Below are 12,402 nucleotides of genomic sequence, written 5' to 3'. Positions count from 1 at the left end.
AAATGAAGTAGAGCGTCTGTTTCGCCGCTTGAAAGGTTTCCGAAGAATATTTAGTCGATTTGATAAGTTGGATGTCGTTTTTAAGTTCTTCATCAACTTTTCATTGATCGCTGACCGGCTAATTAGTGTTAACAGGCCCTAGCGCGATACGGCCCGGCTTGCCTGAGGAAAAGGATGTTTTGCTGTCCCCAGTACTCAGAACAGAGGAGTTCTTTAGATTTTTGAATGATGCAGTTCAAGCAGGTGGCAAAGTACTCAGTGGAGGTGTCAGAGTTGAACTTGACAACACTGAATCTCCAACTGGACCTTTCCTGTCTCCAACTTTGCTTAGAATCGACGGTCTAAAAGGCGCACGTAAAATTGAATGTGTACAAAAAGAGACCTTCTTTCCGCTATTGCCCCTGATTGTCATCGAACCAGAAGAGGACGACGAGAGTCTGGGTCGTGTCATTGAATTCATAAATTCTAATGAGTATGGCCTGCGCAATTCATTTTGGACTAGCAGTGAAAAGACGATAGAGCGTGTAGTACGACAAGTTAATAACGGTGGCCTACTCAAAATAAACGATTCACATATTGGCTTTGTACCTTGGCTGGGGACTCATGGAGGAACCGGCCTTACCGGAGGACCATTTGGAGAGCTTAATTATCCGTTATTAAGAACAACGCATCTACAAGGCGTTAGCATTGGTCATGGCATACAACCAAGGAAAGCTGTATTTGAGTACGTTGCCTCTAAAGAGGATGTGAAATGAAACTGTTAGGGCAAGAGATAGAGTTACTCGAGCGTTATCTACCCGGCTTGTATGCACACCTTGAGGCAACACCACTGGAGACTCTCGAAGGTGATCAGAACCCCAGTATCAGTTGGTATAAGGAGGCCGGTGGTGCAGGTCTGTTAATCTCATCGGATTTTGGCGGTGCCGGCGTAAGTGCTCACGATATGATAAGGCTTACACGGGCTATTGCATCCAAAGCGCCATCACTGGCTCTTTGTACCACAATGCACCAGTTTTCACTCGCGAGTCTAATCGAACTTTCAAGAAATAGCGATGGCCCGGAATGGATGTTACTGGATGGTATCGCAAGGGACAAACTGCTCATGTGCTCTGCATTTGCGGAAGGACGGGCCGGACAGAGCATTCTAGAACCAACTATGAGAGCAGTTTGGGATGGCAAAAACTGGTTGGTGAGTGGGCGCAAACAACCTTGTAGTTTAGCTCGCTCCATGGATCTTATAACTGCTAGCGTCAAACTTGAAAAAGAGGGTCAGCACAGCGTTACTGGTGTTGCGCTTATTCCCGCTAAAACTGCCGGCATTTCGGTAGAGCCATTTTGGAAAAATACAATTTTAGCAGGCACCGAATCAGATGCTTTGGTATTAGACAATGTGGAAGTCCACCCCGATCTGGTTTTTGAACTTGGGCTGGAATTCGAAGGCAAGCTTGATGACCTTCAAACCTATGGATTTATCTGGTTCGAGCTACTGTTAACCACCAGCTACCTGGGAGTTGCAATGTCATTGGCCCAGAGGGTTTTTGACAACGATCGAGGCGATGCAAATGCCCGTGTGTCACTTGCTACTGAACTAAAAGGCGTGGCAATGTTATTGGATTCGGTTGCCAAAGCACTTGATGACGGACTAGACCGCAATGAATGCCTCGCTCATTCACTGATAGCCCGTTACCAGGTTACAGATGCAATTCAAAGAAGCATTGTTAAGTCAGTAGAATTGCTTGGTGGCATTGCATTCATTAAATCCCATGAAATTTCCTATCTCTCCTCAGCTGCCCAAGCCATCAGCTTTCATCCTCCTTCTCGAGTGAGTGCGATCAATGGTTTACACAGTTGGTTTTTAGGCAACGTACTCACAATGGAATGAATCAAGATGGAAGGTAAACTAGATAACGTATCAGCTTCAAATCATGACTTCGAGCATATTTTGCATCTTTGCAGGCAGTACTTATCTAAGGGCAGAGCAAAAATATCCGATGTGTTTGGGACAGATTTGGAAGTTAGCTCACAAGGAGTATAGATAAACACATCCAATGGCGCAAGGTATCTTAATGCTGGCGGTTATGGCGTATTTATACATGGTGCGCGTCATCCTCATGTAGAGCAGGCAGTAATTCAGCAAATTCAAACCAACCCCGTATCGTCACGCATATTACTCGAACCGACTGCAGCTATAGCGGCAGAAGCATTGATTAAAATTGCACCCAAAGGGTTGCGGCATGTACATTTTGCCGGATCCGGTACGGAAGCGGCTGAAGCGGCGATAAAATTGTGTCGGACTCTGGGAAGAACCCGCTTGATTACCACTGTAAATGGTTATCACGGAAAAACTATGGGTGCTTTGAGCGTAACTGCGAATGAGGTTTATCAGAATCCATTCCGTCCATTATTAGACGACGTGAGCAGCATCAAATTTGGTGATATTAAGGCGCTAGAAAATGCTTTGAAAACTGGCCCCAAAGCGGCAGTTATTATGGAACCGATACAGGGAGAAGGCGGGGTACGTGTTCCTCCAACTGGTTATTTAACTGCCGTTAAGAATCTATGTGAGCAGTATGATGCACTGCTTATCTTCGATGAGATTCAAACCGGCATGGGCCGTCTTGGTAAATGGTGGGGCGCTGATTTTGAACAGGTTACGCCAGACATCATGCTTTGTGGTAAAGGCTTGTCGGGTGGCATAGTACCTGTGTCGGCTATGGTTGCTACGCCTGACGTCTTCAAAGCTTTCAATCGTGATCCCTTTATTCACACCTCAACTTTCTCTGGTGCGCCGATTGCAATGGCTGCGGTTAAAGCAGCTATTGAAGCCATAGAGAAAGAGAAGCTTGTACATAAAGCGGAGATACTGGGGCTACAAATTAAGGAGGGATTGCAAGAAATTGTAACGCAGTATTGTCCTCATCTGGTTAAGGAAATACGCGGTGTTGGTTTGCTCATAGGGGTTGAGCTCCACTCTCCTGGTTTAGCAGGAGCACTGATCGCGGAGCTAATAGAACGATATTTAATTGTCAATTATTCGTTAAATGCGGGCGCTGTTTTGCGTTTTACTCCATCTGCTGTGATGAGCCAAAGTGAAGTTGCGTTTTTATTAGAAGCGTTCAGAAGCGCATGTATCGCTTTGTCAGAGCAATACCCAAGTTTAAGTTCAGTTGGAGTTAGTTAGTTATGCGACGTGTGGAAATTCATGCAGTTATAACTGGTACCAGTGCAAATACCGTATTCGACACCTTGTCCGATTTTCGTCATTACGTAGATCTGGTCGATACGGTTGTCAGTGTAGAAATGCATCGGGAAACCGGCAAAGAAGCTGAAAGCAGTTGGGTTGTTAAATTTCGTAATGGACTGCTTAAGTGGACTGAGCGAGATTGGTTTAAACGGGAAGAGCTAAAGATGGAATTCGAACAGATTGATGGCGACTTCGAAGAGTTTATGGGGACCTGGAATATTGAACAGCAGGGTAGTGATGTAAAGGTTGCACTTATCGTTGACTTTGACTTCGGCATACCTTCATTAGAGAGCATTGTAAATCCTGTCGCTGTTAGAGTATTAACCGATGTAACGAAACAAATATTGATTGGTCTATTTGGTAAGGGCGTCCAATTTAGTGACGCTACACAGGGGGCGATGCTGGAGTTAAGTGCCTGAGTCTTAATGCTGTGGCAACTGAGTTGTCTAGGAACAGGCGAAACATCATTAAATCTAAGGGGAATGATATGAGCAACCAAAACAAACCTGCCGATACCTGGGAATATCCCAGAACTAAAGAACAAAGAGATAGTTTGTACGCTAAGCATGCATCTGATGAAACTGTGCCTATGGGGAATTTGCTATCAGATATATCACCTAAAGCTATTTTTAAAGCTATTCGAATAATGCTTGCTAAGGGGTCTATCCAACAGAAACTCTTGCCGATTGCTTTAGATTGCAGTGCTTTCAAGGAAGAAGGCTTTGAGTACAGCAAGGCGCAAATAGAACAAGTTGTTAAGAATCTCGAAGAAATACCCTTTAGAGAAAAAGGGATGAAGTGGATTATTGATTTTAATGGTGAACTTCGGGTGCAGTTTTACGGCGAACGGATCGTTAATATTCCATATGAAGATATGATCGAAAAAGTCGATATCAGTCGCGTTGGGGATTGTTTTAGAGATGTATTAGGGATTAATACAGAAGTCTTTAAACGAGATGACCAAGGCCGTCCGACACTGCAAATTGAAAGAATCGCCGCGTTAGCGCAACCAAACTATTCAGCATTTCTAGGAAAAGATGAACTCGACGTCTACAAACTCGAGATTCAAGAATACGAAGAAAAGAAGGTTATTAACTGGATGAAAACAGTGTGTAGCCCGAATGCCTCAACTGTAATTGATGACAGTTATTTCGCGCTGTCTCCCAGTGATGATGGTAAAGGCACAAAGCTAGAATTCGCAGCTTTGCAAGAGTTCCCATTGCCAAGAATCATGGTGTTACTTGGCCTAAGTAATTGGAAATGGTATAGAGAGTGGTTAACCAGAGGCGCGTACCGACGCTTTTGGAATGATACTTCAGGCAATGTTCTTAAAATGTATGCTGGCGAGAGTGTTACTACCGGTAAACCAAAGTCATTGAACAAGACAAGCGGATATAATTGTAGCGAGGCACGGTAGTAGCATGGAGTTTCCGTATGCTTTTTATATTGCCTTAGATGGTAATGGGCTCAATGGACTAGAAGGGCGCGCAGGGATGTGCGCGTTCCATTATGACCCTGAATCTAAAAAATATGATTATCGAATCAAATACTATGATGGCATGGCGGGAGGCCATGCCGTCAGTGTTAGCCCAAATGGGAAAGTTGGTTTTTTGGGAACTACAGGCCAACATTTGATGTTTTTCGATACGCACACCTTGGAAGAAATAGGAAGAGTTTCTACTTTATGGTATGAAAGTACGAATTCATCTATCAAGGGAAGCACTCATGCTGTATGGATGAGTGATGAAGAGGTTGTTGTTGCAATCGGTGAAAGTCTGTGGAGCATTAATATTAATGATCTCAGTAACGCCAAAGCAATCACCAAGCATGGCATTAAAGTGCCCCATGCAATGAAAAAAACGACTTCTGGCAAATATTTAGTATACGGTGGTATGGATCACCCGGAAGAAGGTGAAGCAAAGGAAGTTGGCATTTTAGATATGCAAACTAAAGAGGTTAGAAAGGTTGAATTGCCAGCAACTTGTTGGCATGTTGCTTGCCATCCAACGGAAGACAAATTTTATGCATTGTCATTCCGAGTTCTTCCACAATCGGGTGATTGGCATGAGTGGGCTATTTCGCTGTTTAAAGAATATGTATTTGAAATTGATGCCGTATCTGGAAAAGTACTGAGGCACTGGAGTGCGGGTCAAGATCTGCATGCCCATATTAACTCTGATGTATGTCTGTCGGAACAAGAATTAATTTACTGTAACGGTGCAAGTGGCACCATAGTAATGATAGATAGGGATAATTTTAGCTCTTTTCGGATGATTGATGAAAAGCCCAAATTTCTGGCCCGTTTAGGCGCAACCAGACAGCGCATGCGTACTTTTATGGACAGTATGACCAGAGGCTCAATCTTCACTAATGGTCATTTCCATTTACGTGCTCTGAGGGCGTCCAGATGGACCATGTTAGATTCCGTATATGCATGCCAGCTATCCTCAGATCAAAAGTATCTGTTCACCGCAAATAGGGGACTAAATACCATCACTGTTTACAATTATCCCGACAATACCCTAAACCTGACTGTAAAAATGCCTTCTCTGCAAAAGTATGATGACACGGTAAAATGGTGGGGAGATCCCCGCCTGGGCTTTCACCACAGTACTTTGAGAACAACGTCACTGCCTCAGCAGCTGAGCGTAAATGAAAACCACTCACCCTCCGCCTAGATTGGCGTAATAGAGGTAAAAATGTTAACTCAAGTGTTAGCTAATATAGCGAAAGCGCCGCAAGTCTTTTTTGCAAAGAATACTGTCAAGCGAAGAAAATATTCATTTGATATTGATTTATCGAAATATTCACTTGATGATTATACTGAGATAATTGGGGTTTTGCGCCAAATTGAAACTGAGGTTTTGAGCGCGCCTGGCAGCAGAGACGGTATGCATTGGGTACATTTTAGGGACACAACCTATTTTTATGGCGAACAACTTTTCCGCGTTCCCTTTGATGATTTTGTAGATAAAGTGGATGTTGCTCATGCAGGCGACTTTTATCGTGACTCTATAGCGCTCGTTACACAGGTCGTACAGCAAGATGAACTTGGTCGCGCTACATATCAGGGCGCTCGTATAGTTGCTTTACCGCAGCCTAATTACGCTGCATTTCTTGGTAAGGGCAATCTTGATGTGTATAAGCTCGAGAAGGTCGAGTATAGTCAGGATGAGCACAGGGTATGGATGAAAACAGTGCATAGTCCGAATGGCTCTGCCTCGTGTGATGACGGTTACCTTCTGTTTCAACGTACACCAAGTAATTATGTCAAAGTTGCTTTCCTAGCTTGTCAGAGTTTCCCTGTTCCTCCCATTATGGCCTTGTTTTTCTTAGACAGGTGGAAGTGGCTCAAAGATACCTTGACAGAAGCTGCGTACAGAAGTTTTTGTGCTCGTATGATGAAAAACATTGAGGCTTGCTATAAAGGCGAAAACTTCAAAGTCGGCAGGAAGTTCAGCGTATAAGTATTTGGAACCAATCACAGGGCGGGGCTTTCCTAAGTGGCAATGTGAGATTGTCTAGTGGATCTCCACAACCCAGTTAAGCGATACTGACCTTAATTGGAGTTCCATAATTTCCAGAAAATATTGAAAAGAGTTCAAGCTGGATGTCATCAGCCTGATGGTTAATCAAAGAAATATCCGGATTGCGGCCGTTCGTAGCTTTGAAATTAACACTCCCATACTGGATCTGTGAATCGAAGAACATCAGGCTGCATCCTCTCCAGTGCAGCTCTTTTTGCATACGTAAGACATCGGATCTAAGGGCTTGCCTGTGCCTCACTACCGTTATTGTCCTGCTCAAGTAGCTTAGTCATTTCTTTTGCTACTAATGCCGCCGAAGGTAAAAACATTGTTGAGACAATGCGCTGATCAGAAACAACATCGTGCTTATCAGGAATATTACTCTTATTGATTACAATGGCGCCACTTTCTCGTAGCTGAGTTTCCACAAGAAATGGTAATAAAGTTCCCTGCTTGGCCCAAGATTTTTTCTTTTCTGTCGAATCCGGGAATCCAGCAATACGCTTCCCCTGCACCAGAAATTTATCCCTATCAAGCTTTACCCTGGCAAACACACCGGCCCCATGCCCACAACTTCCTATTACACCACCTGCTTTGTATATTTTTGCGATAAGATCAAGTAGTTCCCTATTCGACGCCGCATCAAACAAGGTGCCATAGCCTCCGCCAATATATACCGCCCTATATTCCCCCGGATCAACTAAATCCGGAGACAAAGAAGAGTTTGCTTTCTCCAGGAACCCTTCGTACTTTATGGTGTAACTGCTGATCCCCAACGGGTCCATCATAAATGGCACTGCACCCCCTGCGGATGATACAAAATCCACATCATACCCGTGGGATATAAAGATATGGTACGGCGGAGCATATTCCCAAAGATTATTTCTCGCATCATGCTTTTCCGGGTCTCCCATATCTTTAACATTTGATGCAACAATTAAAATTTTTTTAGCATCTTCTCCATATACAGGGCAGGCGATAATATAAAATAGAAGCATAATTGATACTACAGTTATTTTTCTCATTATGACTTTAAATCCTCTTCTTTAAGTTAACTAGAATTCAACCCACTTTTGCTCTTGCGAGTTGAATCCAAGTACCTCAATATTTCAGCTTAAATTAAAATACATGCTATCGCGTTTCATTTACTTAAAAAGACCTTAGCCATACCTATGGATAAATATTTAGTCGCTAAAATTACACAGATGACGTCTTAACTGCTTAAATTATACCTTGAAGGTGTCGATAAAAACTTAGTCATGTGGTTCTCAGAAATACAGAATATTCTTCATCTAGTATATCCCGCTCCTTATTTTATTGGCTCAAACCAGAACATAAAATGGGCATTTATTACTCACGCTTTTGACTACGCTTTAATAAATTATGGCCGGTTTTTGCGCTGACTAAATCGTTCTACACTCCATTTCTTTTACCGGTATCCAGGCTTTCGGAAAAATTTCTTTCAGAGATAAAATGGTTTTATCTAGTTCGGCAACCTGCTTTGGATCTTCCCAATCAACTTGAGCTATATGCATCAGAACCAGGTTATCAAAGTCCCATGCCTGTTTTAAGGCATGGACAAATTCAGGATTCTTTGCGGAAAAATAGGGGACCAGCAAATAATTGGTCTTGGTCTTTGCAATACCTGCCAGTGAAAGGAGCCCAACCGTTGTCTTTGCATCACCAAGATGGGTAAAGCTGGCACCATCTATCTCCACTTTATAAACGGAATGGTTCTTTTCGGCCTGCTCTACCCCTTCGGCCTCTCTGCCACCATGGTTAACACTGTAGATGGTTATATCAACCCCATTGATCCGGCGCTTAACAGCTTTGCCATTGTGAGTGGGGACCTCCGTTACCAAGCGGTCTGCCAGACCATGGTCTGCCGCGGCTGCATCTATATCAGCCTTGGCCTGGGGTGGCAATACATAAACCGTTTTGTTCCGTTGAGCATGCTCCAGCAAAGCATCTGCCTGGAAGTGATCCAGGTGATTATGGGTAGTTAAGGCGACATCGATATCATCAAAAGGTGCACTCCCCTCTATAAGTAAATCGTAAACTTCATTGCTTAATGCCGGATAGCCATACATGGATTTTTTAACCATTGCATCCAAGACTACTGACTTATTTTCTCCTTTAATCAAGAAGCCATTATTTGCCAACAGGCAAAGCTCTGTGGCTGAAGCGGCAGACGATAGAAAGATAGCCCCGGCCGCAAACAACTGTTTTTTGTTCATAATCTCTCCGTATTGCCATACGCGGAAGACGGTATACTTTTTCGAAGTAAACACTATAGGTTTGCGATCAGCGCCCGCCTGTGATCGATAAAATGCGCGGGTTTGCAAAGATAAGAGGCTTTCGCGATAGGTAAACAACGAAAGGGCTCGCAGCGGTATTGAGCTGTGGCGCCTATTTCATTTTGAAGGCCAGCCTACTAGCAGCTGACCGACGTTATTGGCAGTACCCGAATAGGCCGTCGGCGGTTCGTCCTTGTGCCATATTAAGCTGGCAAGTTTGTGATCTACTGGAATAAAATTTACCAACGAGCCAGGTGCAGAAAGTAGATGGTGGTGAGTTGCCAATGTCTATAATCCTGAACGCCGCATAGCTGCGGCGATGCTGTTCCTTATTAGAGGAGCCAACTGTGCAAAGGCTATAAGCTATTCTTCTCGGGTGTCAAATTGCTGTTCGCGGCAGAGCTGTTTTGCTTCCTGTTTGCTCATAATTGCGCCAGTCAAACCACACCGGCACAGAAAGCTCTATAATCCCTTTGTGCCGCGCTTTGTACAGCCTATGCCAGTTGGCAGTATTCGCTTTTGATGGAGTAACCTTCGGTTTACGCGTCAACGAAGGCGCTCACGCGCCCTTGCTGTGTGTCGTGGACGTTTTTGGCGTGGCTTTGGGTGACCTCTCCCTGCCCGGAAAAGTGCAGTAATGGCAAAGTCCAAACCCTCTGCCCGCGATTCCGGGCGGAGGCTGTTAGGAGTAAAATAATTGTGGCGGAATTGACAAAGGCCCCTGAACTCTGCGTGCAAACCTGGTTGAATACGGATACTGCACTATCCCTGGACGATTTCCGCGGAAAGGTCGTCGCTCTTTTTGTGTTTCAAATGTTGTGCCCAGGCTGTGTGCAGCACTCTATACCCCAGGCCGGCCGTGTTTACGCCTTGTTTGATCAAAACGATGTGGCCATTATCGGTTTGCATTCGGTATTTGAACATCATGCGACCATGACAGAAGTTTCTCTAAAAGCTTTTGTACAGGAATTCCGGATTGAATTTCCCGTGGCTATCGATATGCCATCAGGCATCGTAGGGGATCCCATTCCAAAGACCATGCGTGCCTATGGTATGGGAGGCACTCCAACACTGATACTGATTGACCGGCAGGGGTATTTGCGCAAACAAAAAATGGGTTATGAGCAGGACCTGGCTGTCGGTGCCGAGTTAATGGCCCTGATACGGGAGTCACAGGGGTAAAGGGATTCGGCAGGCGACGTAACTGCGACTGAATATCTACGCTACAAACATTTGCGGCTGGCCCGACAGCCTTGCTACCGAGCCAATCCTATGGGGTCGATGAACGCCGGGACAAAAGCCCCGGCGCACTGTACTCTGTATGAGCGGAGCTAAAAACTCTCAGCTGGCATCCGGCCCATAGATCACACGGCTGTTTACCTTGACCGTGAGTGGGTGATAGCCGGCCTTGGCCTCTTCAAAAATCCTTACCGCCATTTCCTGCTTGCCACTGTCCACCAGGTTGCGGTAGAGGGGGCGCAGGAATTTATTGCGGCCGATGCTGGTGAGGAAGTCTTCCAGGCGTGCAAACGCTGGCTGATAGTCATTGCGCACTGCGATCATCAACCAGCTAAAGGCGATCTCGTTATTTTTCGAATCGGTCAGACCGAAAGCGCTATCCAGCTCCCGGAGCTGGGACTCGCTCAGTTTTTCCGGCATACCATCGAGAAAGTACTTCCACTGATGGAAGGTCCAGTCGCCGGTGTCTATATCGGCAGCGGCGATTTCACCACCGAGCCACTGATCCCGAAGGGGGTCGAGTTTGGTAAATGCATCGGACCGGGGGTGCGGAGCGCCCTCAGGAATCCCCGGCTCGTAAATCCACTGGCGAATGCGCGCTTCGTCCAGCTGTTGCGGGTACTGCTGCAATAGTGTCTGCTGCAGATAGGCGAGAAAATCTTCCGTGGTAATGCTTTCGAATGAGAAGTGATTGAAGTAATCCAGCAAAAACTGATCGAAGGCTTCACGGCCTATCTTTTGCTCCAGTTCGTAGAGAAACAGGGAGCCCTTCTCATAGGGAATATTGGAAAATACATCGTCGGGGTCGCGGCCACGGAGGTCGATGGCCATGATCTCATCGCGGTCCTCACGGTCGGCAAGGTCGGCTTCCAGGTCGTCGTAACCCAGTGCCATTTCCATCCGGTAGCGCTCGTCGCCGTAAATGTTCTGCATGATGCGGTTGGTGAGGTAAGTGGTAAAACCCTCATTCAGCCACAGATCGCGCCAGCTGGCGTTGGTCACCAGATTGCCGGACCAGGAGTGGGCGAGTTCGTGGGCAATCAGCGCCACCAGGCTTTTGTCGCCGGCGATGACGGTGGGCGTGATAAAGCTCAGGCGGGGGTTTTCCATTCCACCGAAGGGAAAGCTGGGCGGCAGGATCAGGAGATCGTAGCGGTCCCAGCGGTAGGGACCGTAGACTTTTTCAGTGGCCTCCAGCATGGATTCTGTATCCTCGAATTCCGCCGCTGCGGCATCGAGCAATTCCGGCTCGGCGTAGACGCCAGTGCGCTCGCCCATGGGCTTGAAGTCGAGATCACCCACCGCCAGCGCGATAAGGTAGGAGGGAATCGGCTGCGGCATGGAAAATTCATAGACACCGTCTTTCGCCGCCTGCGGGTCATTGTTGGCGCTCATTACGGCGCGCAGTTCCGGCGGTGTGCGAATGGTGGCGTTGTAGGTCATGCGCACTTTGGGGGAGTCCTGCAAGGGTATGAAGCTGCGCGCGTGGATCGCCTGCGCCTGGGTGAACAGGAAGGGGAAGTCGCCACCGGCCGTTTGCTGCGGCTCCAGCCACTGTACTCCGGAGGCATCGGGGGAGGTGCTGTAGCGAATCGCCACTGTAGTGGCGTTTTGTGGCAATTCGATCGACAGCGGCGTGCCCAGGTGAGGGTCGGTTTTACCCAGGGTGAATTTGACTGGCTGCAGTTGGCTGCCATGCCCGGCCCGCACCGACTCTATATGGAGGTCGCGGGTATCCAGGACCAAGGGGTTCTTCTGGTCAGTCAGGCGCTCGAGCTGCAGCTTCGCCTCCCCCTCGATCACTTTGCGATCAAAATGAACCTCCAGGTCGAGATCCACATGTTTCACCAGAAAGTCGTCGGTATTGGCGAAGGAGTGATAGTCCACGCCGGGTTCGGGCGCGGCCTGCGCCTGCTGTTTGTCGCCGGGTGATTTGCTCTGCACCGCATCCGCGACTTGGGCAGAACTGGATTCGGGCTCGGATTTTGTACAGCCACCCGCAAAAGCGAGGGCGCCAATCAACAGGGTGGTATATAGAATTCGGGGCGACATGAGCTGGCTCCAGAAAAGTGTGCTTGTTGACAGGCGCTACAGC

Annotated in this window: 12 protein-coding genes; 8 read left to right on the top strand and 4 right to left on the bottom strand. The window is 46.7% G+C overall.

All coding sequences use genetic code 11. The annotated features are described in order from the left end of the window. Positions 1-125: 125 nt before the first annotated feature. The 7 genes from AB1S50_RS08460 to AB1S50_RS08430 all read left to right on the top strand — a co-directional run bounded on the left by AB1S50_RS08460 (position 126) and on the right by AB1S50_RS08430 (position 6,711). Complete coding sequence (locus AB1S50_RS08460; protein ID WP_367150146.1) at positions 126-755, top strand: aldehyde dehydrogenase family protein; 630 nt, start codon at positions 126-128, stop codon at positions 753-755. Then, on the top strand, positions 752-1,882 hold the full coding sequence (locus tag AB1S50_RS08455; RefSeq protein WP_367150144.1) for an acyl-CoA dehydrogenase family protein: 1,131 nt from the start codon (positions 752-754) through the stop codon (positions 1,880-1,882). The genes AB1S50_RS08460 and AB1S50_RS08455 overlap by 4 nt, the downstream gene beginning before the upstream one ends. Before the next feature lie 153 nt (positions 1,883-2,035). Continuing rightward, entirely contained in the window at positions 2,036-3,181 is a 1,146-nt protein-coding gene (locus AB1S50_RS08450) for an aspartate aminotransferase family protein (protein WP_367150148.1), read from the top strand. A 2-nt stretch (positions 3,182-3,183) separates the two neighbouring features. Beyond that, entirely contained in the window at positions 3,184-3,663 is a 480-nt protein-coding gene (locus tag AB1S50_RS08445; protein ID WP_367150142.1) for a type II toxin-antitoxin system RatA family toxin, read from the top strand. Positions 3,664-3,731: 68 nt separating this feature from the next. Further along, positions 3,732-4,661, top strand: a complete 930-nt coding sequence (locus AB1S50_RS08440; RefSeq protein ID WP_367150141.1) for a hypothetical protein — start codon at positions 3,732-3,734, stop codon at positions 4,659-4,661. A 4-nt stretch (positions 4,662-4,665) separates the two neighbouring features. Then, positions 4,666-5,922, top strand: a complete 1,257-nt coding sequence (locus AB1S50_RS08435; RefSeq protein WP_367150139.1) for a hypothetical protein — start codon at positions 4,666-4,668, stop codon at positions 5,920-5,922. 21 nt (positions 5,923-5,943) lie between these two features. Then, entirely contained in the window at positions 5,944-6,711 is a 768-nt protein-coding gene (locus tag AB1S50_RS08430; RefSeq protein WP_367150137.1) for a hypothetical protein, read from the top strand. 76 nt (positions 6,712-6,787) lie between these two features. Here the strand turns inward: AB1S50_RS08430 and AB1S50_RS08425 are convergent, their stop codons facing one another. The 3 genes from AB1S50_RS08425 to AB1S50_RS08415 form a co-directional block, all read right to left on the bottom strand. Further along, on the bottom strand, positions 6,788-6,991 hold the full coding sequence (locus AB1S50_RS08425; protein WP_367150135.1) for a hypothetical protein: 204 nt from the start codon (positions 6,989-6,991) through the stop codon (positions 6,788-6,790). Between the two features lie 16 nt (positions 6,992-7,007). Next, positions 7,008-7,796 carry a type 1 glutamine amidotransferase domain-containing protein gene (locus tag AB1S50_RS08420; protein WP_367150133.1) on the bottom strand — a complete coding sequence of 263 codons (789 nt, stop codon included), beginning with the start codon at positions 7,794-7,796 and terminating at the stop codon, positions 7,008-7,010. A 378-nt stretch (positions 7,797-8,174) separates the two neighbouring features. Continuing rightward, positions 8,175-9,008, bottom strand: a complete 834-nt coding sequence (locus AB1S50_RS08415; RefSeq protein WP_367150132.1) for an MBL fold metallo-hydrolase — start codon at positions 9,006-9,008, stop codon at positions 8,175-8,177. A 759-nt stretch (positions 9,009-9,767) separates the two neighbouring features. Between AB1S50_RS08415 and AB1S50_RS08410 the strand changes: the two genes are divergently transcribed. Beyond that, on the top strand, positions 9,768-10,250 hold the full coding sequence (locus AB1S50_RS08410; protein WP_367150130.1) for a peroxiredoxin family protein: 483 nt from the start codon (positions 9,768-9,770) through the stop codon (positions 10,248-10,250). 159 nt (positions 10,251-10,409) lie between these two features. On the opposite strand, the gene AB1S50_RS08405 is transcribed toward AB1S50_RS08410, so the two are convergent. Continuing rightward, positions 10,410-12,359 (bottom strand): M1 family metallopeptidase, encoded by a 1,950-nt coding sequence (locus AB1S50_RS08405; protein ID WP_367150129.1) that lies wholly within the window; start codon positions 12,357-12,359, stop codon positions 10,410-10,412. Positions 12,360-12,402: the final 43 nt, after the last annotated feature.

It is taken from the genome of Microbulbifer discodermiae (assembly GCF_040742695.1).
Taxonomy (GTDB): domain Bacteria; phylum Pseudomonadota; class Gammaproteobacteria; order Pseudomonadales; family Cellvibrionaceae; genus Microbulbifer.
The sequence above is the reverse complement of the archived record's forward strand: the minus strand, read 5'-3'. Positions and strand labels throughout refer to the sequence as shown.

Coding starts and splice junctions, on each gene's coding strand:
- AB1S50_RS08405 (WP_367150129.1), bottom strand. CDS start 12,359: ATGTCGCCCCGAATTCTATATACCACCCTGTTGATTGGCGCCCTCGCT.
- AB1S50_RS08425 (WP_367150135.1), bottom strand. CDS start 6,991: ATGCAAAAAGAGCTGCACTGGAGAGGATGCAGCCTGATGTTCTTCGAT.
- AB1S50_RS08455 (WP_367150144.1), top strand. CDS start 752: ATGAAACTGTTAGGGCAAGAGATAGAGTTACTCGAGCGTTATCTACCC.
- AB1S50_RS08435 (WP_367150139.1), top strand. CDS start 4,666: ATGGAGTTTCCGTATGCTTTTTATATTGCCTTAGATGGTAATGGGCTC.
- AB1S50_RS08420 (WP_367150133.1), bottom strand. CDS start 7,796: ATGAGAAAAATAACTGTAGTATCAATTATGCTTCTATTTTATATTATC.
- AB1S50_RS08430 (WP_367150137.1), top strand. CDS start 5,944: ATGTTAACTCAAGTGTTAGCTAATATAGCGAAAGCGCCGCAAGTCTTT.
- AB1S50_RS08440 (WP_367150141.1), top strand. CDS start 3,732: ATGAGCAACCAAAACAAACCTGCCGATACCTGGGAATATCCCAGAACT.
- AB1S50_RS08445 (WP_367150142.1), top strand. CDS start 3,184: ATGCGACGTGTGGAAATTCATGCAGTTATAACTGGTACCAGTGCAAAT.
- AB1S50_RS08415 (WP_367150132.1), bottom strand. CDS start 9,008: ATGAACAAAAAACAGTTGTTTGCGGCCGGGGCTATCTTTCTATCGTCT.